Source organism: Pseudomonas sp. GW821-FHT09C09 (genome assembly GCF_059418105.1).
In genome coordinates this window covers 49371-76186 of the sequence record NZ_JBWKPF010000012.1, presented here as the reverse complement: position 1 = coordinate 76186, position 26816 = coordinate 49371, and the positions used below count along the sequence as shown (strand labels likewise).

Genomic DNA, 26816 nt, shown 5'->3' with positions numbered 1-26816 from the left:
GCGTCCCCTAGGGGACTCGAACCCCTGTTACCGCCGTGAAAGGGCGGTGTCCTAGGCCACTAGACGAAGGGGACACACTACAACATTCACTCCCTGCCGCGTTTCGCTGTGTGCTTTACGCTGCAAGTGGCGCGCATTCTATGGATGGATTGGAAGGTCGTCAACCCCCTGATATAAATTTATTTAAATCAATGACTTCGCCCTGCTTTACGAGCCGATTCGGACTTTTCCGTCGCCCGACGATTGACGCCTATATTCCGCCACTCGCCAAGGCGTTATAGTCCACGGCACAGGTGATGGCAATCTGTACCCCAAGGGCCAGCATTTATATAAGCAGGCTTGCGGCCGATACAGATGAAGCTTCGCTGATCCAACCCGTCGAGCGGCGCTAGGCTCACATATGCCGAGCTACTACACTCGCACGCGAACCCTATAAAGAGGTCTTACCGGTGACACCACTCATGATCACCCTGCTAGTCATAGCCGGGATCGCAATCTTGATCGCCATTGGCTACATGAACCATGTGGTGGAAAACACCAAACTGGAGAAGGCCCGCACCAAGGTCGAACTCAACGACCGCCTGCGCCGTTGTGGCGAACTGACCGAAACCTTCCCCGGCCAGTTCATGACCCCGGCCCTCAAGCTGTTGATGACGCGCCTGGAACTGAACGTCTGCCAGCGCCTGCTGAACCTGGAAAAAACCAGCGCCACCACCAAGGCCCGCATCACCGAACTGAGCGCCCTCGTCGCCCAGGGCGAATCGATCCCGGTCAACAACCCGCCGGCGCCGATCCAGACCGAAGCCAAGGCCAAAGACGTCCGCTTCCTCCTCGAAGCCCTCCACGGCCAGATCACCCGCGCCGCCCAGGACGGTTTCCTGCCACCGAACGAAGCCAAGCACTGGATCCGCGAAGTGCGCCATATCCTGGTGCTGCTGCACATCGAGTTCTTCAACAACCTCGGCCAGCACGCCCTGCAACAAAACCAGCCAGGCCAGGCCCGCCTCGCCTTCGAACGCGGCGTGCAATACCTGCGCAAACAACAGGACCCGCAGATCTACGCCGAACAACTCCAATACCTGGAAAAACTCCTGGCCCGCGCCAACGCCCAGGTCATGGACAAGATCGCCCCGGTCGAAGGCGAAGAAAACCAGCTGACTGCCGGCCTCAAGGATGTCGAGGCGGATGCGGACTGGAAGAAGAAAGTGATTTACGACTGAGTGCAGATGTTGAGAGAAGCCACCGAGAGGTGGCTTTTTTATTGGCTGCTGGAAAGATCAAAATCAAAAGCGCCCTCACCCTAACCTCTCCCGGAGGGAGAGGGGACTGACCGAGGTGATTGGGGGAGGTACGCCGACGTGAAAGACCGAGGTGAACTCTGGTTTTAAAACATATGCAAATCCACTCCGGCTTTGGCTTTGGCTTTGGCTTTGGCTTTGGCTTTGGCTTTGGCTTTGGCTTTCACCACTCAACACGATGAGCGTTAGCTCGAGTACCGCTTTTGACGTACCGGCCCCATCGGAAGGCTGAGTGGAGGGATTTATCCGGGGGTAGGCGCGCAGCGCCGTTTGGCGAAGCCAAACACATCGAGAGGAGGTGCAGCGAAGCAAACCGTAGGCGATGCCCCCGGATGAATCCCGGAACGAAGGAACGCCGAGCCACAGCGAGGCGCCGAACGCAGGGGCCAAGCCTTTTGCTTACTTTTCGGCGTTTGGAAAAGTGAGCCGCTGTAAGAGCGGAACCGCCAGCGGTAACACCCGAAGCAACGGATATTCACCCAAACCACCCCAAAACCTGGTCGGCCCAAAGGCCGCCAAGGTCAACCCCAAATCAAAGCCTGAAGTGCCCCACCATCCCCCGCAACTCACTCCCCAACTGCGCCAGCTCAACACTCGAAGCCGCATTCCCGCGCATCGCAATCGACGACTGATCCGCACTCGCCCGAATACTGGTCACACTGCGATTGATCTCCTCGGCCACCGAACTCTGTTCCTCGGCCGCCGCCGCAATCTGCTGATTCATCTGCTGAATCAACGAAACCGCCGCCGCAATACTCCCCAGCGCACTTTCGGTCTGCAGTGCATCACTGACCGCCAGTTTCACCAGCTCGCCACTGCTCTGAATCTGCTGCACTGACGAATGCGCCGCCGAGCGCAAGGCACTGACCAGCCGCTCGATCTCTTCGGTCGACTGCTGCGTACGCCGGGCCAGCGCCCGCACCTCGTCGGCAACCACCGCAAAGCCCCTGCCCTGCTCGCCCGCCCGCGCCGCTTCGATCGCGGCGTTGAGCGCCAGCAGATTGGTCTGCTCGGCGACGCTTTTGATGACTTCGAGCACCGTGCCGATGTTCTGGATTTCTGCGCTCAGGCTTTCGATGCTCGAACTGGCCGACGTCGCCGAATCCGCCAGTTGCTCGATCCGCGCCATGCTCTGGCGCACCACCTGCTGACCGCTCTCGACCTTGTCGTCGGCAGTCTGCGCCGCAAGTGCGGCTTCTTCGGCATTGCGCGCCACATCATGGACGGTGGCGGTCATCTGGTTCATGGCCGTGGCAACCTGCTCGGTTTCCTCTTTCTGGCTGCTGACTTCCAGGTTGGTCTGTTCAGTCACCGCCGACAGCGATTGCGCGGAACTGGCCAACTGTTCGATACCCGCCTGCAACCCGCTGACGATGCTGCTGAGGCCCGCGCCCATCTGCTGCATGGACTGCATCAACTGGCCGATCTCGTCTCGACGAGTCACTTCCACCGTTGCACTCAAGTCACCGGCGGCGATCCGCTGAGCGACAAGCATCACGCTGCGCAACGGCGCGACGATCAACCGGGTGATCACCCAGGCCGCAATCAGCCCGACTAGCAATGCCAGTGCCGACGAGCCGATGATCAGCACCGAGTTCTTCTTCAACTCACCCTGCATCGCGACGTCCTGGGCGACATAGGCCTGATCGACCCGCTCCACCACCTCAGCGGCACGCTGATGCAGTTGCTCGTAGACGGTTTTTTCCTGAGCCAGAAGCCCGGTGTACTCGGCGAGCTTGTCGTTGAAACCGGCGATGTGCCCTGACACCTCGTTGAGCACCGTCAGATAACCTTCGTCCTTGACCGTGGACTTCAGTTGTTCGGCTTGTGCCTGGGCCTGGGCGGCCTGTTCGATGTTGCCCTTGGCGCTGTCGTCGCCCTTGCGACTCTGATCCAGACGCACCCGCGCTTCGTTCATGGCTTGCAGCATCAGGCGCGAAACCTGGCTGACCTGACTGGCCTGCTCGATGAACTGCGCTCCGTCCTTGCCCTCGCTGTCTTTCAGCGTGTAGGCGCCGTCATCGGCAAGCCCGGCCTGCAGGACGTCGAGATTGTTGGCGACACTGGACACCGACCAACTGGCCATTTCCAGCGCCAGATCCTTGGCCTGGGTCAGCGACACGAACTCATCGAACGCCTTGCGATAAGCGCCCAGCGACTGCTGGACGTCGCTCATGACCGACTCATTGCCCGGCGATTGGGCCTTGAGCTGATCAGCCATGGTGATCAGGCCATCCACACCCTCGTGCAAGGCATCGGCGATTTTCGGATTGCCGTGCAGGGCATAATCCTGCTCCAGCAGACGCACTTTCAGCAGGCCGCTGTTGAGCGAGGACATCTGTTTGAGCCCGTCGAAGCGCTGACTGATGGTTTGCAGGGACCAGACGCCGATGGCCGCCACCAAGGCAGTCAACAGCAATACCAGCACAAACCCGATACCCAGTTTTTTCGCCATACCGAGGTTGGCAAAACGTCCTTGCACGGCCGAAATCATTGCGCGTAGTCCCCTGCCAAAGTCTGTTGCCGAAGAGTCGCAACGGCCATGAACCAGCACAAGACTCTGGCGTCGGAATAATGGCAAAAAGCTAGACCTGCGTCGTTTTCAGAACACTTGAGGTCGATCCACGGCCGTACTGCGAAAGAACTGCCGCGCCCTCGGATCGCAAGCATAGGCCACATTGATCCGCTGCCAGTCACTGGCTTCGCCACTGGGACTGTAAGAAGACGCGCATGACAATTGCACACCATGACGCAAGGCCTGCCTGCGCAGGTGTTCATCATTCGCCAGCGGCGAACGGGCCCAGATGAACAGCCCGCCGGTGGGTTTGCCGAACACCTCCCAATCGGCATCCTCCAGCGCCTGCAGGGCCGCCGCGCGATCGATATTGAGCCGCTGGCGCTGACGCTGCACCAGTTTGCGATACGCACCGCTGGCCAGCAGCGCCGCCAGAACGGCCTCGCTGAACCTTGAAGTGCCCATGCAACTGATCATCTTGATCCGCGCCAGTTGCTCGATCACCTCTTGGCTGGCCGACACGAAGCCTGCCCGCAACGAGCTGCTCAGCGTCTTGGAAAAACTGCCGACGTAAATCACCCGTCCGTCTTCATCCAGCGCCGCGAGCCGCGTGCCGCTGCCGTTATGCAGATCAGCGTAGACGTCGTCTTCGATCAGCCGCAGGTCGTAGGTTTTGCTCAATTGCAGGATGCGCCGCGCCACGGCCGGCGCCAGACAGCTCCCAGTGGGGTTGTGGTGGTGACTGTTGATGAACAGCGCCGCCGGCCGGAACTGCTGCAACAACGCCTCAAGCGCCTCAAGGTCCGGCCCGCCAGGCGTGCGGCGAACCTCCAGCATGCGCACGCCGTGCAGCCGCAAGAGATCGAACAGCGGCGCATAACCCGGCGTTTCCACCACCACACAATCCCCCGCCCGGAACAGCGTGCGCACGATCAGATCGAGCCCGTGGCTGGCGCCGGCCGTTGTCAGCACAGCGTCCTCATCGGCGGTGATATCGAGCATTCCCAGCCGTTTGACAATCTGTTCGCGCAGCACGGGGAGCCCGAGGGGCGTGTTGTAGTTGAACAGGCTGGCCATGTCGGTGCGGGCCACCTGACGGATCGCATAGGCGAGATCATCGGACTCTCGCCAGCTTTCGGGCAAAACCCCGTCGCCCAGTTTCAACCCGCCGCGCCTTTGCGGATCCGTATCACAGCCATGGCGCTCGCCCTCGAAAGCCGGACTGTCGAAAGACTTGCAACACGCCGGCAATGTGCTTGCGACCATGAACCCCGCCCCTTGCCGCGAGGCAAGAACGCCCTGCGCCACCAGACGCTCGCAAGCCTCCATGACGTACGACTGGCTGAGCAGATTCAATCGCGCAATCTGTCGAATGGATGGCAGGCGTGTGGCAGGTGGCACCTGTTCCTGCACGATCCACTCGATCAATCCATCCACAATCTGCTGTACGACCGGCACCATTGCCTGTCGGTCAATTCTCAATTCCATGAGTACCCAAACTCCTGTCCGTTTTGCTCGCGGCAGTAAATCACAGCCGCGCCGGTCAGGCTGTGCGACAAAGACGTCAAAAGCCACCGTTCTAACTATTTGAAACACATTGTTTATCAATGACATGGAACCGGACACAGACGAAAAAACCCGCTGTCGGGCGGGTCTTTTCCTGCATCAACAGATGCCTTTTCAGAACGCGGTCACGCCTCCATCCACAGCCAGCGAATGGCCGGTAGTGAACGCTGCACCATCGCTGCACAGGTACAGCACGGCGCTGGCAATTTCCTCGACCTTGCCGATGCGGCCCACCGGGTGCATGGCGTTGGCGAATTCGCCTTTCTTCGGGTCGGCCTCATAGGCGCGCCGGAACATGTCGGTGTCGATCACCGCCGGGCAAACGGCGTTGACGCGGATTTTTTTCTTGGCGTACTCGATGGCGGCCGACTTGGTCAGACCGATCACCGCGTGCTTGGAGGCGGCGTAGATGCTCATCTTCGGCGCGGCGCCCAGCCCGGCCACCGACGCGGTGTTGACGATCGCCCCGCCTCCCTGCGCCAACAACAACGGCAACTGGTACTTCATGCACAGCCAGACGCCTTTGACGTTGACGCCCATGATCGCGTCGAACTCGTCCATCGAACCTTCGGCCAGCTTGCCTTTCTCGATTTCGATGCCGGCATTGTTGAAGGCGTAGTCGAGACGGCCGTAGGTATTGATCACCTCGTCCATCAGATTTTTCACTTCGCTTTCGACGGTAACGTTGCAACGCACGAAAGTCGCTTCACCGCCGGCTGTACGAATCAGCGCCACGGTGCCCTCGCCCCCGGCGGCATCCAGATCGGCGACCACCACTTTCAGACCTTCGGCGGCGAATGCCTGGGCGGTCGCGCGACCGATACCGTTGGCGGCGCCTGTGACGACGGCGACCTGACCGGAAAACGTCATGCTCATTGTTATGTCCTCGAATGCGGGGGATTGATGAAGGCAGCATAGCCACAGGGGCCTGAGTGACGTCAGCACTATCAAAAGGCCGGTTAGGCTTGCATGAATCGCGGTGATGAAACCCCGCCGGGGACTATCACCGTACTGGATCAGCCTGCATTCGCCCCGTGAGCCAACCTTGCGGCATTGTCCATGAAGGTCTATCAACAAGGCTTCATTCAATTCGAGTGCCTGTCATGACCAACCAGACCAATCGCCAGTTCCTGCTCGCCAAACGCCCGGTGGGCGCCGCCACCCGCGAGACCTTCACCTATCAGGAAGTACCGGTCGGTGAGCCGGCGACGGGGCAGATTCTGGTCAAGAACGAATACCTGTCTCTCGACCCGGCCATGCGCGGCTGGATGAACGAGGGCAAGTCCTACATCCCGCCGGTGGGTCTGGGCGAAGTCATGCGCGCGTTGGGCGTAGGCAAAGTCGTCGCATCAAACAATCCGGGGTTTGCCGTCGGCGACTACGTCAACGGTGCCATTGGCGTGCAGGATTACTTCCTCGGCGAGCCAAAAGGTTTCTACAAGGTCGATCCGAAACTGGCACCGCTGCCGGTTTATCTGTCCGCATTGGGCATGACCGGCATGACCGCCTACTTCGCCCTGCTCGATGTCGGCGCGCCGAAGGCCGGCGACACCGTGGTGTTGTCCGGCGCAGCGGGCGCGGTGGGCAGCATCGCCGGGCAGATTGCCAAGATCAAAGGTTGCCGGGTGGTCGGTATTGCCGGCGGTGCCGACAAGTGCAAGTTCCTGATCGATGAACTGGGCTTCGACGGCGCCATCGACTACAAGAGCGAAGACGTGTTGGCCGGTCTTAAACGCGAATGCCCGAAAGGCGTGGACGTGTATTTCGACAACGTCGGCGGCGATATCCTCGACGCCGTGCTGAGCCGTCTGAACTTCAAGGCCCGCGTGGTGATCTGCGGCGCCATCAGCCAGTACAACAATAAAGAGGCGGTCAAAGGCCCGGCCAATTATCTGTCGCTGCTGGTCAACCGCGCGCGGATGGAAGGTTTCGTGGTGATGGATTACGCCGCGCAGTACGCCAGTGCCGCCCAGGAAATGGCCGGCTGGATGGCCAAGGGTCAGCTCAAGAGCAAGGAAGACATCGTCGAAGGTCTGGAAACATTCCCGGAGACTCTGGGCAAACTGTTCAGCGGCGAGAACTTCGGCAAACTGGTGTTGAAGGTTTGAAAACAAAAAAGGGAGCCATCAGGCTCCCTTCTTTGCATCTTCAGCTGTTCCGTCAGGCCAGTTCGGCAACCACCGCAGCCAGGGCCTTGGCCGGATCCGCCGCCTGGCTGATCGGACGGCCGATCACCAGATAATCGGAACCGGCATCCAGCGCCTGACGCGGGGTCAGGATGCGACGCTGATCGTCCTGGGCACTGCCGGCCGGACGAATGCCCGGCGTCACCAACTGCAGCGACGGATGCGCGGTTTTCAACGCCGTGGCTTCCAGCGCCGAGCACACCAGACCGTCCATCCCGGCCTTCTCGGCCAGCGCTGCCAGGCGCAGCACCTGCTCCTGCGGCTCGATGTCCAGACCGATACCCGCCAGATCCTCACGCTCCATGCTGGTCAACACGGTCACGCCAATCAGCAACGGCTGCGGGCCGCTGCGCTTGTCCAGCTCTTCACGGCAGGCCGCCATCATGCGCAGACCACCGGAGCAGTGAACGTTGACCATCCACACGCCCATCTCGGCAGCGGCCTTGACCGCCATCGCCGTGGTGTTTGGGATGTCGTGAAATTTCAGGTCGAGGAACACTTCAAAACCCTTGTCGCGCAGGGTGCCGACGATTTCCGAGGCACAGCTGGTGAACAGTTCCTTGCCCACTTTGACCCGGCACAGTTTCGGGTCCAACTGGTCGGCCAGCTTCAGTGCGGCGTCACGGGTGGGGAAATCCAGGGCGACGATGATAGGAGTCTGGCAGGCGGACATGGATGGGCTCTCAGGCAAGTCGAAATCGGCGCGCATTGTAGCGGAACCGGCGGCGGCGCGGCACCCGATGATCGGTAAATCGTCGCGCCGGACGTGATCAGCATAGCCTTGCAGGGTATTGTGTCGAAGCCGATACACAACCGACACGCCGACAACATGCGTCCGCGCTAGCCTCGCCAGCCGCAACATGTCCTTACAGCAGCCCTTCCCGCCTCACGGCCGGACGCCTATGCTGAAACCACAACCTCGCAGCCTATCTTTGTGGTTGGCGGCTTACTGGCAGATGAACAGCCTCATGCACAACTCCCAAGTCTCCGTGAATGAAGAGCAGAAAGACGACAAGCGCTGGAGCATCCGCGCCCTGATCGTCGACGACGATGTGCCGATCCGCGAACTGATGATCGACTACCTGGCCCGTTTCAACATCCACGCCAGCGGTGTCACCGACGGCGCAGCCATGCGCCAGGCGATGCAGGCCGAGCATTTCGACGTGGTGGTGCTCGACCTGATGCTGCCCGGCGAAGACGGTCTGTCGCTGTGCCGATGGCTGCGTGCCGAATCCGACATCCCGATCCTGATGCTCACCGCCCGTTGCGAACCCACCGACCGAATCATCGGCCTGGAACTGGGTGCCGATGACTACATGGCCAAACCGTTCGAGCCTCGGGAGCTGGTGGCGCGGATCCAGACGATTCTGCGCCGGGTGCGCGACGACCGCACCGAACAGCGTGCGAACATTCGCTTCGACAACTGGCGCCTGAACAGCGTCCTGCGCCAATTGATCGCCGATGATGGCCTGGTGGTACCGCTGTCCAATGCCGAATTCCGCCTGCTCTGGGTGTTCATCGAACGGCCGCGCCGGGTGCTCAGCCGCGAACAACTGCTGGACGCCGCCCGTGGCCGCTCGATTGAAGCCTTCGACCGCAGCATCGACCTGCTGGTCTCGCGTTTGCGGCAAAAACTCGGCGATGACCCGAAAGCCCCCCAGCTGATCAAGACCGTACGCGGTGAGGGTTACCTGTTCGACGCACGGGACATCGGCTGATGCGGGGGCGCTTCGACACGCTGTTCAGTCGCCTGTTTGGCGTGCTGTTCGTGGCGATCGTCCTGGCGCACCTGCTGGCTTTCGCCTGGTTCCACCATTACGGCCCGCCTCCGCCCCCTCCGCCGCCGGAATTTTCCCAGGGCGTCGAAGGACAACGTCCGCCACCGGATCCGCGCTTCGCCCATCGACCGCCGCGCCCCTGGTTCGGCGGGCCGCTGGTGCCGCTGACCTTTCAGTTCATTTCGTTGATGATCGCTGCGTGGTACGGCGCCAAACTGCTGAGCCGGCCGATCCAGCGCCTGAGCGACGCCGCCGAGCGCCTCAGCGAAAACCTCGACAGCCCGCCGCTGGAAGAGTCCGGCCCGCGAGAGGCCCGGCAGGCGGCCCATACCTTCAACCTGATGCAGCAGCGGATTCGCGAACAGGTTCAGCAGCGCGCACGCATGCTCGGTGCCGTGTCCCATGACCTGCGCACGCCACTGTCGCGGCTGAAACTGCGTCTGGAACAGATCGACGACGACAAGCTGCAAGGCCAGATGCGTCAGGACCTGAACGACATGATCGGCATGCTCGACGCCACCCTCACCTACCTGCACGAACAACGCACCAGCGAAGCACTGCAGATGATGGACGTGCAGGCGCTGGTCGAATCCCTGTGCGAGAACGCCCAGGATCAGGGCGCCGACGTGCAGGTCAGCGGCCATTGCGCGCCCCTGGCGGTTCAGCCAATGGCCCTGCGCTCGTGCATCAACAACCTGATGGACAACGCCTTGCGCTACGCCGGGCAAGCACACATCGAACTGCAGGATCAGCGCGAACACCTGCTGATCCGCGTGATCGACCACGGCCCGGGCATCGCCGCGGACAAACGCGAAGCCGTGTTCGAGCCGTTTTTCCGTCTGGAAGGCTCGCGCAACCGCAACTCCGGCGGCGTCGGCCTGGGCATGACCATCGCCCGGGAAGCCGCGCAACGCCAGGGCGGTCAGTTGAACCTCGAAGAGACGCCTGGCGGCGGCCTCACTGCCGTGATTCGCCTGCCACGACTGTAAGCCCGACTGTGTACCGTCCGGTACAAAACCCACATACCTGCGACACCTCACGCCTTGAGTCTGCAAGCGCCGGTTCATGAACCGGTTTTCCATTACAAGGAGTGAGCCCATGATCGGTAGCGTCAGCAACTACACGAGCTATACCAGCACCAGCAGCACTTCCACACAAAACGCCCGCAGCCAGCAACTGCAAAAGGAACTGTTCGCAAAACTCGACAGCAACGGCGACGGCGCGGTGGATCAGGACGAACTGAACAGCGCCCTGTCGCAAAAATCCAGTGACGGTTTGCTGGTCAACCTGAGCAAACAATTCGGCGAACTGGACAGCGACAGCAGCGGCAGCCTCAGCGCCGAAGAATTGGCCGCCATGGCCCCACCGCCACCACCCGACCACAACCAGGCCCCCAACACCGACCTGGCCGACGCCCTGATCAAAGCCCTCGACACCGACGGCGACGGCGCCATCAGCAGCGACGAACTGAGCAGCGGCCTGACCAGCGCCGGCAGCACCGCCGACAGCAGCAAAATCTTCTCGGCCCTGGACAAGAACAAGGACGGCGTCGTCAGCCAGGACGAACTCACCGCCAGCCTCACCCCGCCACCGCCACCACCCCGGGTTTCCAGTGACGAACTGTTCAGCCAGCTCGATGCAGACGGCGACGGCAATGTGACGGCGACCGAGTTGAGCAGCGCATTGCAGGCCAGCGACAGCACCTCGTCCTCCAACAGCGACACCAGCGCGGCGCTGCTCAAAGTGCTGGATAGCGACAGCAGTGGTGGCGTGAGCAGTGATGAGTTGAAAGCCGCGTTACAGGCGGGACGCCAGCGTCCGAGCGATGAACAGACCGCCAGTACCACTCAAACCACGACCGAAGCGTTGAACCGGATGATTGCCAATCTGAGCAAGCAGTATTCGCTCGATAGTGCGGCGTCGGTGGGCAAGTATTTGAATGTGGCGACTTGAGGTACATACAAAAACAGGATGAGCGTTAGCTCGACAACGCTTTTGATCTTGATCCACCCGCCCCTTCGGAAGGCTGAGTGGAGGTGTTCATCCGGGGATTGGCACGTAGTGCCGTGCGGCGAAGCCGAACTCATCGACGAAGTCGATGCCCCCGGAGGGACACCGGAGCGAAGGAACCCGAGCCTGCGAGGGCCGAACGCCGGGGCGAGCGTTTTTTGCTTACTTTTTTAGGCGCTTGTAAAAAAGTGAGTCGCCGTAAGGGCGAAACCATAAGCCGCCGTTACCGAAGAAACGGATATGTACACAGTAGACCCGGAGCCTGGCCGGCCCGAAGGCCGCCAAGGCTAACCGTCAACGCCGATCCTCAACCCGCCCCTGACTCTTGCTCCAATCCGTCAACAAACTATAAGCCACCGCCAACAGCGTAGGCCCGATAAACAACCCGATAAACCCGAACGCAATCAACCCGCCAAACACCCCGAGCAACACAATCACCAGCGGCAGATTCCCGCCACGGCTGATCAGATACGGCTTGAGCACGTTGTCCACGCCACTGATGATGAACGTCCCCCAGATCCCGAGAAACACCGCCATCCCGTACTCGCCCTTCCAGGCCAGCCACGCCGTGGCCGGAATCCACACCAGCGGTGGCCCCATCGGAATCAGACTGAGCAGGAACGTCACGATCCCCAGCACCAGTGCCCCCGGCACCCCGGCAATCAGGAACCCGATCAGCGCCAGGATCGCCTGCGCCGCCGCCGTACCGATCACCCCGTTCACCACCCGCTGCACCGTACCGGCCACCAGTTCGATGTAATACCCGGCACGGTCGCCGATCAAGCGCTCCAGCAGGCTATGCACGAACGCCGCCAGCCGCGGCCCGTCACGATAGAAAAAAAATACGAAGACAATACTCAGGGTCAGCTCGAGAATCCCGCCGCCGATCTGCGCACTGCGCGCCAGCAGCCAGTTGCCCACCTGCCCCAGATAAGGCTTGAGCGACACCATCAACGCCGCGCCCTGCTGATCGACACTGTTCCAGAAACCGACCAGCCGCTCCCCCACCAGCGGAATCGTGCCGAGCCAGGCCGGTGCTTCCGGCAGACCGTCGACCTGCACATCCTTGATGAACACCGTGGCATCGCGCACGTGATCGGCCAGGTTGAACCCCAGCCAGACCAGCGGTGCCGCCACCAGCAGCATCCAGCCCAGGGTCAGGATACTTGCCGCCAGAGATTCGCGGCCGCCGAGCCAGCGCGTCAGCAGGCGCATCAACGGCCAGCTGGCGAACGCCAGCACCGCGCCCCAGAACAGCGCCGACCAGAACGGCGCCATCACCCAGAAACTGGCGCCGAACAACACCAGCAACAGGATCTGCACCAGCAGACGATCATTATTGGGCATGTGAAATCTCGAAAAAGTCAGTCAGGCAAAGAGTAGGCGAACACGCCGGGCGTGTCCGCCGCAGACACCTTATCGCAACAGATCGATGCGCAGGCCGGCACCTTCGACATTGCCGGTCTCCATGCGCGCCGCGCGCACACCCTGCGTGATCAACGCCTGACGCCAGACTTCGGCCTTGGGCCCGGAAACCGTCACCCGCAACGTCGTGTCGAGGTTCAGGCCACGGGACAGCAGACGCAGCCAGGTGTCGTCCGGATCGCCAGCCAGCTTCGGCAATTTCAGCTCGCCGGTGTCTTTCAACTGGCGCAACAGGGTCGCGGACGTCGGCAGCAACTCCCCCAACGGCGTGGAGGCCTCGAACTGCTCGACATGCAGATAGGCTTTGCGATTGCCGCGAGTGATGCTGTAGAGCGCCACCAGCGTGTTGTCACGAGGTGCCGCCAGTCTCAGCAGCAGATAGGCCTGTTGCTCGTCGGCACCGTACAGCTTGGCATTGCCGAACACTTCGTTGGCCCACAGGCTGCTTTCGCCACAATCCCTGGCCTGACACCAGAACAACAATTCGGCGTCCTGTTTTTGCAGGGCCTCGCGGGCGACGGTGAAGGCTTCGTTGGCGGAATGTTCGGGCGGCAGTTCGTAGGTGACCGAGGTGGTCTGCCCACGGGCGCCGACCTGGCCGTCGAAACGCAGCTGGCCGCTGATCTTGCGGATCGAGCCCATCGGGTAGATCCGCTCCAGCGTCGCGGCCGGGCGATAGTCGACGATCTGCGCATCGGCCAGACGCGGCACGATCGGCAGATCCTGACTGCCCGGCAGGTCGGCAGCGAGCAACACGGGACTGAAACAGCACAGCGCCAGCAGACTGAAAGATCGCATGGACAGGCTCATCGGATCGGCATGGCCGGGGCGCCTTTCTGGCTATTCGGGTTCGCAGCGGTGTAGAAATCCATTGTGGTTGTCTCCCATTTCAACCCGCCCAGCCTCGACAGTTGCCCGGGGCAAGTCAAGGAATGGCGAAGAACCGATTGAAACAGTCTGCGACAAGAACCGCACCCGACTCGTCGTTCAGGTGCAGATGGTGCCCGCCCGGCAGCTGTTCCCGGCTAAAGGGTAGACGCTCCAGCAGCTCGGGGTGTTTGGCCAGCATGCCATCGGCTGCCACCACCAATTGCGTCGGACAGGCAATGCGCTGGATGAAGGCCATCGCCTGTTCCTGAGTCAGACGCAGCGGCGATGGCAGGGTCAGACGGTTGTCGGTGCGCCAGGTGTAACCGCCGGGCACCGGCATCAGGCCACGTTGCGCCAGCAGTTCGGCGGCTTCACGACTGACCGCCACCAGGCCTTTCATGCGCACTTCGATAGCCCGGTCGAGGGTGGCGTAGACCGGTTTGCGTTTTTCCCGCAAATCAAGCTGTGCCTGCAGCGCCATGCCCAAGCGTTCGGCGGCGTTTTCGCCTTTATCCGTAGGAGGAATCACCCCGTCGATCAATGCCAGATGGGTGATGCGCTCCGGCAACGACCCCGCCAGCACCAGCGAAACAATCGCCCCCAGCGAATGCCCGAGCAGGCCGAAGCGCTGCCAGCCCAGCTGTTCGGCGACTTGCAGCACGTCATGGGCGTAGTCCCACAAGGCGTAACCCGCGCCGACCGGACGATGTCCCGAATGGCCATGACCGGCCATGTCCAGTGCCACAATGCGCAAGCCTTTGAGCTTCGGCGCCAGGCGAGCGAAGCTGTTGGCGTTATCCAGCCAGCCATGCAGGGCAATCACCGGCAACCCGTCTTCCGGGCCGAAAATATGCGCCGCCAGCTCGATATGCGGCAGGCTCAGGCGCACTTCTTCGACCGACGGGCTCATGCGCAATCCTTGTGCTGGCGGTTTTCCCAGCGACTGAACAGGTTTTTCAGCAACTGCGCGGTGTCCTGCGGACGCTCAAGGGGAAACATGTGACCGCCGGGCACGGTCAGCGACTCGCCCTGAGGCAGGCGCCCGACGTGCCGGGCGTGATGATTCATCACCACGCGACTCTTGTGTCCGCGTACCACCGCCAGTGGCACCTGAAGCTGTCGGGTTCGCCCTGGGCTGGTGTGCGGCACACCGCGATAAATAATGATCTCGGTGGCCGGATCGAAGCGCAGGCGCAACTTGTCGCCGACCTTGTGCAAACCGTGTTGCAGGTAGGCGTCGAAACACTCGGGATCGAAGCCACGGAACAGAGTCTTGCCGGCAAAGTAGCTGCGGGCACTGTCGAGGTCGGCGAATTCTTCGCGTCGTCCCAATGTGCGACCGGCCGGAGTGAGTTTATCGATGAAGCCAAAACGCTTCGCTGCGCGGATCACCCAGCGATCGGTGCGGGTCAGCACCGGCGAATCGAGCATCACCACCCCGCGATACAGCTCAGGGCAACGCAGTGCGGCGTGCAGGTGCAGCATTCCGCCGAAGGAATGGCCAACGCCCCACACCGGCTCGTCCTGTTGTTGCAGGTGGTGAATCAGCTCGTCGACCAGGTGGTACCAGTTGTCACCCGCCGGGAAACGCGGATCGTGGGCATGCTGCTCCAGATGCGTCACCCGGAACTCGGGCGCCAGCGCCGAGAACAGCTTGCCGTAGGTGCCGGAAGGGAAACCGTTGGCGTGGGCGAAGAAGATCGGTTGCGACATACGGGCAAATCCATGGGCGGTAAACGTGGCGTTGATTGTCCGTAAGACCGCGTTCCACAGCAATGACCGTAACTGCCAGGAATGATGACAGTCCGGTCAAGGCTATGACGGATCGGTCAGCGTGCCGGCGGTTGCTCGCCCAGCGGCACCACGGCCATGGTCAGGCGCGACACACAACTGGCCTTGCCTTCATCGCTGGTCAGGCGGATGTCCCAGACATGGGTCGTGCGACCGATATGAATCGGCTTGGCCACTGCCGTCACCCGTCCGCTGCGCAGGCCGCGCAAATGGTTGGCGTTGATTTCCAGGCCCACGCAATAGAACTTGCTGGCGTCGATGCACAGGTAACTGGCCATGGAGCCGACGGTCTCGGCCAGCACCACCGAGGCGCCGCCATGCAGCAGGCCGTAAGGCTGATGGGTGCGATGGTCGATGACCATGCTGGCCGTCAGCGATTCCTCGTCGAAGGACTCGAAGCGGATGTCCAGCACTTCGCCGATGGTGTTTTTTTGGATTGCGTTCAACTGCTCGATGTTGGGAGTGGTGCGCCACAAGGTCATCGCAGGCTTCCTTTGTTGTTTTGATCGTCACTCAATCCTGCCACAGCACCGCCTCGCTGCGCTCGCTCCATTCTTCGAAGCGCGCGCCGTAGGTGTCTTCGATGACGTTGCGCTTGATCTTCAGGGTCGGCGTGAGGAAGCCGTTTTCCACCGCCCAACTGTCCTTGACCACCACCAGGCGGCGCAGGCGTTCGTGCTTGTCGAGCACGGCGTTGACCTCCTCCAGCAGTTTTTCCAGGCTCGAATGCAATTGCGGTCGTGCGTCTTCATGCCCGGCAGCCGAGATCACACACAGCCCCAAAGGAGCGCTCAGACCATCGCCGACCACGCAGACCTGCTCGATCCTTGTATGCACGGCGAGACGGTTTTCAATCGGCGCCGGAGCAACGTACTTGCCTTTGCTGGTCTTGAAGATTTCCTTGAGCCGCCCGGTCAGGCGCAAACGACCTTCGGCATCCTGTTCACCCTTGTCGCCGGTGCGCAGGAAGCCGTCGGCGGTCAGGGTCTCGGCGGTTTTCTGCGGTTCCTTGAAATAGCCCAGCATGTTGGCCTGGCTGCGCACCTGCACTTCGCCAGACTCGTCGATGCGCACCTCGACATCAGGACATGGCCGGCCGATCCAGCCTTCCTTGTATTGCCCCGGCAGGCAGATATGCGAATAGCCGCAACTCTCGGTCATGCCGTAGACCTCCAGCACGTCGAGCCCGAGCTTCTGATACCAGCGCAACAAGGTCAGCGGCACCGGCGCCGCTCCGGACAACGCCACGCGCAAGGCGTCTAGCCCCAAGCCGGCCAGCACCTTGTGGCCGATCCGTTTACCGATAAAGGGCAGACCGAGGAGGAAATCCAGGCGTTTCGCCGGGATCTTGCTGTAGACGCCCATCTGGAATTTGGTCCAGATCCTCGGCACGCCAAACATCGCCGTCGGCCGCGCCCGTCTCAGATCGTCAAGAAACGTATCGAGACTCTCGGCAAAGAAAACGGTTTGCCCGGTATAGATCGACGCCAGTTCGACGAACATCCGTTCAGCTACATGGCACAGCGGCAGATAGGACAGCAGCCGGTCGTTTTCATTGAGGCCGAACAATTGCGTGCCGCGAGTCGTTGCGAACCCGAGGTTGGCAAAACTGTGCATCACGCCTTTGGGCAGACCGGTGGTGCCGGAGGTGTAGATGATGGTCGCCAGTTGCTCGGCGACGGGTCGCGGGTCGTCCTGAATCGGTGAATAACGTTGCAGGTCGCCCCAGTTGAAATCGAACTCGCCCGGCGGATGCAGCGGCAGGCTGATGGTTGGCAGATCCGCTGGCACCCCGACCGACATCCCCGGCCAGTCATCCAGTTTGCCGACGAAGGCCAGTACGCTTTCGGAATGGCTGAGGACCTGATTGACCGAGTCGGCAGTGAGGTTGGGATAGAGCGGCACGGAAACATGCCCGGCCATCCAGATCGCCAGGTCGGCGATGATCCAGTGGGCGCAGTTTTTCGAGATCAGCGCGATGTGGCTGCCCTGGGGCAACTCCCGGGAGCGCAGCCAGTGTGCGGCGCAGCGGGCCTGATGGCCGACGTCGGCCCAGGTCAGCGTCTCGACCTGCCCGCCGCCAATGGGCTGCACCAGGAAGCGCTGGCGCGGGTGCCGAGCCTCGCGTTCGTAGAACACGTCCAGCGGCAATCGAAAAGCAGCAGACATGCGACTCGCTCCTTTCTTTTTGGGATGGAGCAAGCGTAGTCAACCAAGCAAGTGCTTGGTTGACTATTTCATACAAAAAATTTCACGGATGTTTGAGGCTGTTGAGCGTCATCGAACCGATCAGCAACTCACTGTGCTCAAGCTCGGCCAGCCCGGCGGTGCTGACCTTTTCCGGCGGATAACCGGCGCCGTGTTGCAGGTAACTGAGCAGATGCCCGACCAGCGGATTGTGGCTGACCAGCAGCACATTGCTTACCGACACCAGTTGCTCGGCGACGCGGTCCGGATCGACTTCCGGGGTCAGCCATTCGACCGTGCGGATCTCCGGCTCGAAACCCAGCGCCTCGCGCACCAGCTGCGCAGTCTGCTGCGCACGCAAGTACGGGCTGGCGTAGATCGCCGTCAGTGGCTGGCCCATCAATCGGGCGGCGCTGCTGAGCACTTCCTTGCGGCCATGAGCGGTCAGTTCCCGCTCCGAATCGGGGCGCGAGCCATAGGGCTCGGCCTCGCCGTGACGCAATACCCAGAGTTTCATAGCTTGGGTTCCTCATCCCGGGCCGGATGCGGTGCCGGCGCGACGACGTGTGGCGCTTCACCTTCCGGGGTACGCGGCGCCGGCCAGTCGGCGAACGGCCAGGGTTTCTGGTCGCTGTGGAAGCTGCCGAACCGGCCGATCTGGGCCAGGAACTGGCTCAGGCTGTCGCCGAAATTCATCAGACCGGCGCTCGGGGCGCCATAGATCAAACGATAGATCAGTTGCACCAGCACCACCGCGCCGAGGATGAACTGCGCCACCTGCCAGACCAGGATGTAGACGATCATCCACAACACCCGCAGCAGGATGGATTCGTACTTGGCTTCGGTTTTCGGATCGTTCATGTCTAGCTCCCCTGCCCTGAAATAAAAGGCAATCAGTTGAAACCGCTGGTGGAAATGAAGTCGACGTCGGTCTTGGGCTCGGCGCGCATCAACAGGCCGATCACCTGTTCCAGCGTGCGCCCTTCGAACAGGATCGCGTGGAGCCCGGCGACCAGCGGCATGTACACGCCGACTTCCTGGGCCTTGGCCTTGAGCACTTTCAGGGTGTTGACCCCTTCGGCCACTTCACCAAGGCGCGACACCGCTTCATCGAGGCTCAAGCCCTGACCGAGAGCGAAACCGACCTGATAGTTGCGGCTTTTCGGCGACGAGCAGGTGACGATCAGGTCGCCCACCCCGGCCAGACCGAGGAAGGTCATCGGGTTGGCGCCCTGATTCACCGCAAACCGGGTCATCTCGGCCAGGGCACGGGTGATCAGCATGCTTTTGGTGTTCTCGCCCATCTCCAGCGCCACCGCCATGCCGGCAATGATCGCGTAGACGTTTTTCAGTGCCCCGCCCAGCTCCACGCCGAAGCGGTCGGCACTGGCGTAGACACGGAAAGTGCGGCCATGCAGCGCGGCCTGCACTTCTTTGCACAGTTCTTCGTCTTCGCTGGCGACCACCGTGGCCGTCAGCGCGTGTTCGGCGATTTCCCGAGCCAGGTTCGGCCCGGACAGCACGCCGATGCGCGCCTGCGGAGCGATTTCTTCGAGGATCTGGCTCATCAGTTTGAAGGTGTGGGCTTCGATGCCCTTGGTCAGGCTGACCAGCATCTTGCCGCTCAGGCGCTCGGCATGCGCCGCCAATACTGTGCGCAGTGCGCTCGATGGCAACGCAACAAAGCACAACTCGCAGGCATCGAGGGTTTCCTGCAGGTCGGTGACGGCCGTCACGCCCGGCAGAATCTTGATGCCCTTGAGATAACGCGGGTTCTCGCGATTGACCCGGATGGCCTCGGCCTGCTCGGGGTCACGCATCCACTGCCGGACTTGATGGCCGTTCTCGGCCAACAGATTGGCCACGGCGGTACCGAAACTTCCGCCTCCCAGGACCGCAATCGGGCGCTGTTCAGTCATATGTAATCCGTTAATCCATACCAGTGGCGATGCGGGCATTATACGGAGCGGCCCCTTCTCGGACAGCCCCGGCGTCAATTACCCGCACTTGTAGGAAGAAGACCAATAAAACCGAGGAAAATGCCCGCAACGTGACTGGAAAAGTCACTGTCCTCGGTTAACATGCGCGCCAATTCTTTGCTATCAAGGCTGCGTCGTGTTTTCTGGCACTCCCTCCCCGCGTTCGTCCCTGCTGCTGGCGCTGCTGTTCAGCCCGATGTTGCTGGCGGACGACCTGTTTCTCGACAGCGAGGCCTTGCCCCAGATCCTCACGGCCACGCGCCTGAAACAGTCGCCGGCGGAAGTCCCCGGCAGCATGACCGTGATCGACAGCGAACTGATCAACGCCAGCGGTGCCCGGGACATCAGCGAACTGCTGCGCCTGGTGCCCGGCATGATGGTCGGCAACATCAGCGGCAATCAGGCGGTGGTGAACTATCACGGCACCAACGCCACCGAAGCGCGGCGCATGCAAGTGTTGATCGACGGCCGCTCGGTGTACCGCGCCGGCCTGGCCACGGTGGACTGGAGCGACATCCCGGTGGCCATGGAAGACATCGAACGCATCGAAGTCTTTCGCGGCCCGAACACCGTCAGCTATGGCGCCAACGCGCTGATGGCAGTGGTCAACATCATCACCCGCAACCCGGCCGACAGCCACGGCACACGGCTGAAAATCACCCGTGGCCAACGGGGCATCAACGACTTCTATGCCAGCCAGGGAACGGGCTGGAACGGCGGCGACCTGCGTCTGTCGCTCTCGGGCCAGGAAGATGACGGCTTCGACAGCGACCGCACCGGCGCCGATTACCGCGACAGCCGCCGCTTGAACCGCTTCAGCCTTGCCGTGAGCCAGACCCTCAGCGACAACCAGAGCCTGGACTGGCAGCTCAATGCCAAGGACGGAACCAACCAGCGGCCTTACACCTATCGCCCGGTGTTCTCGGGGATTACCGCTGCCGGGAACAATTCCGACGTGATCGCCAAGGATTACGCCGGCTCGGTGCGCTGGAACCTGGACATCAACCCCGACCACAGCCTTTATGTACAAGGCTCTGCGCAACACTGGGATCGCCAGCAGACCTGGCGAGCCTGTGATGCCGAGGTGTCCTTCAGTCCGCAACTCACGGAGCTGTGGCAACTCAACCCCAATTACACCGAGCAACTGGCGCGCAACATCACCCGCTACACCGGGCCCGGTGCCGCGCCCGGCACGCCAACGGAAATGGCCCTGGCCAATCAGGTGCTCGATCAATGGCGTAACGGCGCCAGCCGGACGCTGTGCGGCGACATCGACCAGAGTGCCCGGGAATCGCGCTATGACCTGGAGTTGCAGGACACCCTCAGCCTGTCCGACAGTCTGCGTCTGGTCAGCGGCCTGAACTATCGTTACGACCGGGCCGATTCCGAGACCTATTTCAACGGAACGCTGGACGACACCACGTGGCGCGCCTTTGGCCAACTGGAATGGCGCGCCAGCGAGCACTGGCTGTTGCAGGGCGGCGCCATGTTTGAAAACACTCAGTTGATCGGCAGTTCGCTGACGCCCAGGTTTGCCGTCAATTACCTGATCAACCCGCGCCACAGCCTGCGTGCGGTGTACTCGGAAGCGATCCGTTCGCCGGACATGTTCGAGAACAACGTCAACTGGAGTTATCAGGTGACCAACCTGCGCCCGTCCGCCTATGGCCAGTCTTCGGCCCGCTACTTCGTCAAGACCCGGGGCCCCGGCGATCTGGACCAGGAGCACATGCGCTCGCGGGAACTCGGCTACAACGGCTTTTTCCCGGAATGGGGCCTGGCGCTGGACGTGAAGCTCTTCTACGACGAAATCACCGGGATGATCAGCGAGCCGCTGCGCAACAATCAGTACATCGCCAGCAACGCCAACGATTCACGCTTTCGCGGCACCGAAACCCAGCTGGACTGGCGCCTGAGTGCGGCCGATCGACTGCGCCTGACTTACGCCTACGTCGACGCCGAAGCAAGCAATCCGCTGGACCAACAGTTCACCGCACGCAACAGCGGCTCGGCCGGCTGGCTGCGCGATTGGGGCCAAGGCTGGAACAGCGCCCTCTTCTATTACGGTGACAACGCCCTCAACGGCTATCGCTTTGAGCGGGTCGACACGCGCATCGCCAAACGCATCCCGCTGGGCAAGGCCCAACTGCAACTGGCCGGCGTGCTGCAACAGCGTCTGGACAATGAGCCGACCACCTTCGTCGACAACAATTACGACGAACGCCGGGTGATGTACTTCAGCGCCGAGCTGGAGTTCTAGATGCGTTACGCCATGTCACGGAAGATGCCAACGGCCGCCCAATGGCTGGCCGGACTGTGCCTGTTCCTGACAGCCTGGCTGCACGGCGTGGCGGTACAGGCGGCCGACATTCTGCTGACCGGCGCCGAGGAAAGCCCCGGTGTGCAATCGTTCGTCCAGGCCCTGAGCGAACTGCGCCCCACCGACCGCGTACACTTCCAGCCACTGGCGAGCCTGCCGGCGCCGGGCAAGCTGCCGTCCAGCCTGCGTCTGATCCTGCTCGACCTGCCGAGCCTGGACTGGCGTATGCAGGAACCCCAGGGACCGGCGACACTGGTCCTGCGCATCAGCCGCCTGCAGGCCCGGCAACGCTTCGGCACCGCGCAACCACCCCACTTGAGTCTGCTGTGGAGCGATCCGCCGCTGAGTCGCCAGTTGCAACTGATCCGGCGGATCCTGCCTCAGGCTCAGCGGGTCGGCGTGCTGTTCGATCAGCACAGCGAGTTCCTGCTCAAGGAACTGCAATCGGCCGCCCGGCCGCTGAATCTGCAAATCGTCCCACAGCGCTGGGACAACACCCACGACAGCCGCCCCTTGCAGACCGTGCTGAAAAACAGTGATGTGTTGCTGGGCCTCGACGACCCTGACCTGTACAACCCGAGAACCGCGAAGAATCTGCTGCTCAGCAGCTATTCGCGACAACTGGCGCTGATCGGTCCGAACGTCTCGTTCGTGCGCGCCGGCAGCCTCGCCAGTACTTACAGCGACCAGAGTGACTGGCTGACGGTGCTCGACGAATTGCTCGACCGCCCTCCGGCCACCTGGCCGAGAGCGCTCTACCCCGGGCGTTTTAAAGTTTCAAGCAATGCGCAGGTGGCTCGTTCATTAGGGATAGAGCCGATGAATGAAGCGTCTGTTGCCGCAGAGCTGGCCGAAGGAGAGCGCCGCCCATGATTTTCCGCCGTTGGGACATCAATACCCGCACCCAGTTGATCAGCCTGGGCCCTGCGCTATTGCTGACCTTGCTGTTGATCAGTTTTTTCACCTTCGTGCGCATCCAGGATTTGCGCCAGGAGCTGAACCACACCGGCCAACTGATCGCCAACCAGCTAGCGCCCGCTACCGAGTACGGGGTGATTTCCGGCAACAACGAGGTATTGGAAAGCCTGCTCAAAGCCACACTGGCCACACCCAATGTGCGGTTCCTGGAAATCCAGGACAGCGCCAACCGGATTCTGGCGTATGTCGAACAACCGTCGGACACCCATAAGCGCCCGCATCAGGTCGAAGTGTTCCAGTCACCGGTGCGGCTGCAACGGATTGCCTTGCACAATGATTTCTTTCAGGACGGCAAGACCAACAATGGCGGTGCCAGCGAGGATTATCTGGGGCGGGTGATCGTCGGCCTGTCCAACGATGCGTTCAGCCAGCGCCAACAGGAAATCCTGCTCAAGGCCGGGATCCTGGCGCTGTTCGCCCTGCTGTTCACATTTGTCCTGGCACGGCGACTGGCCGGCAGCCTGTCGCAGCCGATCCGCGATATCGGCGATGCGGTCAAGGCGATTCAGGACGGTGACTACAAGACCCCGCTGCCGATTGTCGATGACACCGAGTTGGGCGCCCTCTCGCAGCACATCAACAATCTGGCCCAGGCGCTGGAACAGGCCAGCCGCGAACAGCACCAGGCCATGGCGCAGCTGATCCAGACGCGTGAAGAGGCGGAAAAGGCCAACAACGCCAAGTCGGACTTCCTGGCCATGATGAGCCATGAACTGCGCACGCCAATGAACGGTGTCCTGGGCATGCTGCAATTGCTGGAAACCACCGAGATGACCGAGGAGCAGATCGAGTACGCGGCGCTGGCTTCCGAGTCCACCGAGCATTTGCTCAAGGTGATCAACGACATTCTGGATTTCTCGCGCATCGAGCGTTCGGAACTGGAGCTGGAGCACATCCCGTTCAACCTCGCCGACCTGATCGGCGCGTGCGCGCAATCGTTCCAGCACAGCGCGGCGCAGCGTGGCCTGGAGTTGCAACTGCGGATCCCCGAAGACCTGCGCGGTTTGCAGGTACAGGGTGACCCGACGCGGATCCGGCAGATTCTGGTCAATCTGGTGGGCAACGCGTTGAAGTTCACCGAACAGGGGCGCGTCAGCATCGAGGCGCAGTGGCAGTCGCTGGATCACGAATTGCTGTGGTTCACCTGCTCGGTGCGCGACAGCGGCATCGGGATTTCTTCGGAAAGCCTGGAATTGATGTTCAACGCGTTCCAGCAGGCTGACAGCTCTATTTCGCGTCGTTATGGCGGGACCGGTCTGGGCCTGCCGATCGCCCGCACCCTGGCCGAACGCATGGGCGGCACCTTGCGCGCGCAAAGCGAAGAAGGTCGCGGCTCGGTGTTTACCCTGGAAATTCCGCTGGCTCTATATAAGCAGGCATTGCCGATGCTGGCAGCGCCGCGCGCAATCGATGGCAATGCTCACGGCGAAGGCCGCAATGTCCTGCTGGTGGAGGACAACCCGGTCAACCAGACCGTGATCGAGGCCATGTTGCGCAGCCTGGGCTTCACTGTCAGCGTCGCCACCGATGGCATGCAGGCTGTACGCAGTGCCGGGGGCAGTCGTTACGAAGCGATCCTGATGGACTGCCGTTTGCCGATCATCGACGGTTACGAGGCGACCCGCCAGATCCGCCGCCTGCCCGGCTGCGGCCATGTTCCGATCATCGCCCTGACGGCCAATGCGTTGCAGGGCGACCGGGAAAACTGCCTGTCGGCGGGCATGAACGATTACCTGGCCAAGCCGTTCAAACGCAATGACCTGCAGCAGATTCTGCAGCGCTGGGTGCAGTAGAGAGGCCCTTTCGAGCATCTGCGACTGGCGTGAAAAGCGAAAGTGCGGCAGTCTTAGGCACCCGAACGAGCCTCAAAAGGGGCTTGAATAAAAATTTCAGTGCACAAGTGTACATTCATGTCCTTGGTGCTGTGACTTTCACCACAACGCAATAGTCTATGAGTAGGCTGCCGGTTCGAGGCATGAACGCGTCGATCGGTCGGGAAGATTTGCCCCACCTGCCGCATGGGATTATTGAGGAGCTCGCATGACCAAACAAAACGCCTTTACTCGGGAAGACCTGCTGCGCTGCAGTCGCGGTGAGCTGTTCGGCCCAGGTAACGCGCAACTGCCCGCCCCGAACATGCTGATGGTGGATCGCATCACCCTGATCAGCGAAGAAGGCGGCAAGTACGGCAAAGGTGAATTGGTCGCCGAGCTGGATATCAACCCTGACCTGTGGTTCTTCGCTTGCCACTTCGAGGGCGATCCGGTGATGCCGGGCTGCCTGGGTCTGGACGCCATGTGGCAACTGGTCGGTTTCTTCCTGGGCTGGCAAGGCCTGCCGGGCCGCGGCCGTGCGCTGGGTTCGGGCGAAGTGAAATTCTTCGGCCAGGTCCTGCCGACCGCCAAGAAAGTCACCTACAACATTCATATCAAACGCGTCCTGAAGGGCAAGCTGAACCTGGCCATCGCCGACGGTTCGGTGACTGTCGACGGTCGCGAAATCTACACCGCCGAAGGCCTTCGCGTCGGCGTGTTCACCTCCACTGACAACTTCTAAGGGTTATTCGCATGCGCCGCGTCGTTATCACTGGTCTGGGCATCGTTTCGTGCCTGGGCAATGACAAAGAGACCGTCTCCGCTAACCTGCGTGCAAGCCGCCCTGGCATCCGGTTCAACCCGGAATATGCCGAAATGGGTCTGCGTAGCCAGGTTTCCGGCTCCATCGACCTCAACCTTGAAGAACTGATCGATCGCAAGATCTATCGTTTCGTCGGCCACGCAGCGGCTTACGCCTACCTGGCCATGAAAGACGCCATCGCCGATTCCGGTCTGACCGAAGAGCAGGTGTCCAACCCGCGTACCGGCCTGATCGCAGGCTCGGGCGGTGCGTCGACCCTGAACCAGATGGAAGCGCTGGACATCCTGCGCGAAAAAGGCGTCAAGCGCGTCGGCCCATACCGTGTAACGCGGACCATGAGCAGCACCGTTTCGGCGTGCCTGGCCACTCCGTTCAAGATCAAGGGCCTGAACTACTCCATCGCGTCTGCCTGCGCCACCAGTGCTCACTGCATCGGTACCGCCATGGAACAGATCCAGATGGGCAAGCAGGACATCGTGTTCGCCGGTGGCGGTGAAGAGGAGCACTGGAGCCAGTCGTTCCTGTTCGACGCAATGGGCGCCCTGTCCAGCAAGCGCAACGACACCCCGGAAAAAGCCTCCCGTGCCTACGACGCCGACCGTGACGGTTTCGTCATCGCTGGCGGTGGCGGCATGGTCGTGGTCGAGGAGCTGGAACACGCTCTGGCCCGTGGCGCGAAGATCTACGCGGAAATCGTCGGCTACGGCGCGACGTCCGACGGTTACGACATGGTGGCTCCAAGCGGCGAAGGCGCCATCCGCTGCATGCAGCAGGCGCTGTCCACCGTCGACACCCCGATCGACTACCTGAACACCCACGGCACCTCGACTCCGGTCGGCGACGTTGCGGAAATGAAAGGTGTGCGTGAAGTGTTCGGCGACAAGGCCCCGGCCATCAGCTCCACCAAGAGCCTGTCGGGTCACTCCCTGGGCGCCGCCGGCGTTCACGAAGCGATCTACTGCATGCTGATGATGGAAGGCAACTTCATCGCCGGTTCCGCCAACATCGACGAGCTGGACCCTGAAGTGGCCGATCTGCCGGTGCTGACCCAGACCCGCGAGAACGCCACCATCAACACCGTGATGAGCAACAGCTTCGGCTTCGGTGGCACCAACGCCACCCTCGTGCTGAAGCGCTGGGAAGGCAAGTAATTCCTTTCCGCTGAGCCGCACATGAAAACGCCCCGACTGGTTCGGGGCGTTTTTTTTCGCCTGGAGAAAAGCGTTTTTCAGCCGCTCCAAGATGAAACTTCTGTCATGCAACTTACCGCCCTGCG

At 61.6% G+C, this 26816-nt stretch carries 23 protein-coding genes, 1 tRNA gene and 1 pseudogene; 10 read left to right on the top strand and 15 right to left on the bottom strand.

The genetic code is table 11. The features are described from left to right. Position 1: 1 nt before the first annotated feature. Positions 2-74, bottom strand: a tRNA-Glu gene (locus AC07NR_RS28575). Positions 75-461: 387 nt separating this feature from the next. On the opposite strand from AC07NR_RS28575, the gene AC07NR_RS28570 reads away from it, so the two are divergent. Then, positions 462-1220, top strand: coding sequence for a hypothetical protein (locus AC07NR_RS28570; RefSeq protein ID WP_065261849.1), 759 nt, complete (start codon positions 462-464; stop codon positions 1218-1220). Positions 1221-1830: 610 nt separating this feature from the next. On the opposite strand, the gene AC07NR_RS28565 is transcribed toward AC07NR_RS28570, so the two are convergent. The 4 genes and pseudogenes from AC07NR_RS28565 to AC07NR_RS28550 all read right to left on the bottom strand — a co-directional run bounded on the left by AC07NR_RS28565 (position 1831) and on the right by AC07NR_RS28550 (position 6255). Further along, positions 1831-2535, bottom strand: a complete 705-nt coding sequence (locus AC07NR_RS28565; protein WP_412546976.1) for a methyl-accepting chemotaxis protein — start codon at positions 2533-2535, stop codon at positions 1831-1833. Positions 2536-2739: 204 nt separating this feature from the next. After that, positions 2740-3636: pseudogene (locus AC07NR_RS28560) on the bottom strand (methyl-accepting chemotaxis protein); the annotation flags it as partial. Between the two features lie 264 nt (positions 3637-3900). Next, positions 3901-5301 carry an aminotransferase-like domain-containing protein gene (locus tag AC07NR_RS28555; RefSeq protein ID WP_495079958.1) on the bottom strand — a complete coding sequence of 467 codons (1401 nt, stop codon included), beginning with the start codon at positions 5299-5301 and terminating at the stop codon, positions 3901-3903. 192 nt (positions 5302-5493) lie between these two features. Further along, positions 5494-6255 (bottom strand): SDR family oxidoreductase, encoded by a 762-nt coding sequence (locus AC07NR_RS28550; protein WP_007917441.1) that lies wholly within the window; start codon positions 6253-6255, stop codon positions 5494-5496. Positions 6256-6482: 227 nt separating this feature from the next. Here AC07NR_RS28550 and AC07NR_RS28545 point away from each other — a divergent pair, with 227 nt between their 5' ends. Then, positions 6483-7487: an NADP-dependent oxidoreductase gene (locus tag AC07NR_RS28545; RefSeq protein ID WP_495079957.1), complete on the top strand. Its 1005-nt coding sequence runs from the start codon at positions 6483-6485 to the stop codon at positions 7485-7487. Between the two features lie 52 nt (positions 7488-7539). On the opposite strand, the gene pyrF is transcribed toward AC07NR_RS28545, so the two are convergent. Beyond that, a complete protein-coding gene (pyrF, locus tag AC07NR_RS28540; RefSeq protein WP_162803507.1) occupies positions 7540-8238 on the bottom strand; it encodes an orotidine-5'-phosphate decarboxylase in 699 nt (232 codons plus the stop codon). Positions 8239-8533: 295 nt separating this feature from the next. Here pyrF and AC07NR_RS28535 point away from each other — a divergent pair, with 295 nt between their 5' ends. From AC07NR_RS28535 to xopAW, 3 genes are all read left to right on the top strand, one after another. Further along, the gene (locus AC07NR_RS28535; RefSeq protein WP_085710962.1) at positions 8534-9283 is read left to right on the top strand and encodes a response regulator; all 750 of its coding nucleotides are present in this window, start codon (positions 8534-8536) and stop codon (positions 9281-9283) included. Then, positions 9283-10332 carry a sensor histidine kinase gene (locus AC07NR_RS28530; RefSeq protein ID WP_114884788.1) on the top strand — a complete coding sequence of 350 codons (1050 nt, stop codon included), beginning with the start codon at positions 9283-9285 and terminating at the stop codon, positions 10330-10332. Before AC07NR_RS28535 ends, AC07NR_RS28530 begins: the two co-directional genes overlap by 1 nt. A gap of 109 nt (positions 10333-10441) precedes the next feature. Then, entirely contained in the window at positions 10442-11296 is an 855-nt protein-coding gene (xopAW, locus tag AC07NR_RS28525; RefSeq protein ID WP_495079956.1) for a XopAW family type III secretion system calcium-binding effector, read from the top strand. Between the two features lie 351 nt (positions 11297-11647). Here the strand turns inward: xopAW and AC07NR_RS28520 are convergent, their stop codons facing one another. The 9 genes from AC07NR_RS28520 to AC07NR_RS28480 form a co-directional block, all read right to left on the bottom strand. Beyond that, positions 11648-12700: an AI-2E family transporter gene (locus AC07NR_RS28520; protein ID WP_119429759.1), complete on the bottom strand. Its 1053-nt coding sequence runs from the start codon at positions 12698-12700 to the stop codon at positions 11648-11650. Between the two features lie 69 nt (positions 12701-12769). Next, positions 12770-13576, bottom strand: coding sequence for a DUF4892 domain-containing protein (locus tag AC07NR_RS28515; protein ID WP_248740095.1), 807 nt, complete (start codon positions 13574-13576; stop codon positions 12770-12772). 127 nt (positions 13577-13703) lie between these two features. After that, positions 13704-14558 (bottom strand): alpha/beta hydrolase, encoded by an 855-nt coding sequence (locus AC07NR_RS28510; protein WP_495079955.1) that lies wholly within the window; start codon positions 14556-14558, stop codon positions 13704-13706. Further along, entirely contained in the window at positions 14555-15361 is an 807-nt protein-coding gene (locus AC07NR_RS28505) for an alpha/beta fold hydrolase (protein WP_495079954.1), read from the bottom strand. The genes AC07NR_RS28510 and AC07NR_RS28505 overlap by 4 nt, the downstream gene beginning before the upstream one ends. A 116-nt stretch (positions 15362-15477) precedes the next feature. Then, positions 15478-15921 (bottom strand): hotdog fold thioesterase, encoded by a 444-nt coding sequence (locus AC07NR_RS28500; RefSeq protein ID WP_007957810.1) that lies wholly within the window; start codon positions 15919-15921, stop codon positions 15478-15480. A gap of 31 nt (positions 15922-15952) precedes the next feature. Beyond that, complete coding sequence (locus AC07NR_RS28495) at positions 15953-17608, bottom strand: AMP-binding protein (RefSeq protein ID WP_495079953.1); 1656 nt, start codon at positions 17606-17608, stop codon at positions 15953-15955. A gap of 82 nt (positions 17609-17690) precedes the next feature. Further along, entirely contained in the window at positions 17691-18143 is a 453-nt protein-coding gene (sixA, locus tag AC07NR_RS28490; protein WP_085710970.1) for a phosphohistidine phosphatase SixA, read from the bottom strand. Further along, positions 18140-18487 (bottom strand): DUF4389 domain-containing protein, encoded by a 348-nt coding sequence (locus tag AC07NR_RS28485; RefSeq protein ID WP_323160617.1) that lies wholly within the window; start codon positions 18485-18487, stop codon positions 18140-18142. The genes sixA and AC07NR_RS28485 overlap by 4 nt, the downstream gene beginning before the upstream one ends. A gap of 32 nt (positions 18488-18519) precedes the next feature. Next, on the bottom strand, positions 18520-19545 hold the full coding sequence (locus AC07NR_RS28480) for an NAD(P)H-dependent glycerol-3-phosphate dehydrogenase (RefSeq protein ID WP_114884804.1): 1026 nt from the start codon (positions 19543-19545) through the stop codon (positions 18520-18522). Between the two features lie 256 nt (positions 19546-19801). Between AC07NR_RS28480 and AC07NR_RS28475 the strand changes: the two genes are divergently transcribed. From AC07NR_RS28475 to fabB, 5 genes are all read left to right on the top strand, one after another. Then, positions 19802-21865: a TonB-dependent receptor plug domain-containing protein gene (locus tag AC07NR_RS28475; protein WP_495079960.1), complete on the top strand. Its 2064-nt coding sequence runs from the start codon at positions 19802-19804 to the stop codon at positions 21863-21865. Then, the gene (locus AC07NR_RS28470; protein ID WP_495079952.1) at positions 21866-22798 is read left to right on the top strand and encodes an ABC transporter substrate-binding protein; all 933 of its coding nucleotides are present in this window, start codon (positions 21866-21868) and stop codon (positions 22796-22798) included. Further along, positions 22795-24696 (top strand): ATP-binding protein, encoded by a 1902-nt coding sequence (locus AC07NR_RS28465; RefSeq protein ID WP_114884810.1) that lies wholly within the window; start codon positions 22795-22797, stop codon positions 24694-24696. The genes AC07NR_RS28470 and AC07NR_RS28465 overlap by 4 nt, the downstream gene beginning before the upstream one ends. A 247-nt stretch (positions 24697-24943) precedes the next feature. Beyond that, positions 24944-25459, top strand: coding sequence for a 3-hydroxyacyl-[acyl-carrier-protein] dehydratase FabA (gene fabA / locus AC07NR_RS28460; protein WP_003227150.1), 516 nt, complete (start codon positions 24944-24946; stop codon positions 25457-25459). Positions 25460-25470: 11 nt separating this feature from the next. After that, the gene (gene fabB / locus AC07NR_RS28455) at positions 25471-26691 is read left to right on the top strand and encodes a beta-ketoacyl-ACP synthase I (protein WP_495079951.1); all 1221 of its coding nucleotides are present in this window, start codon (positions 25471-25473) and stop codon (positions 26689-26691) included. Positions 26692-26816 lie beyond the last annotated feature (125 nt).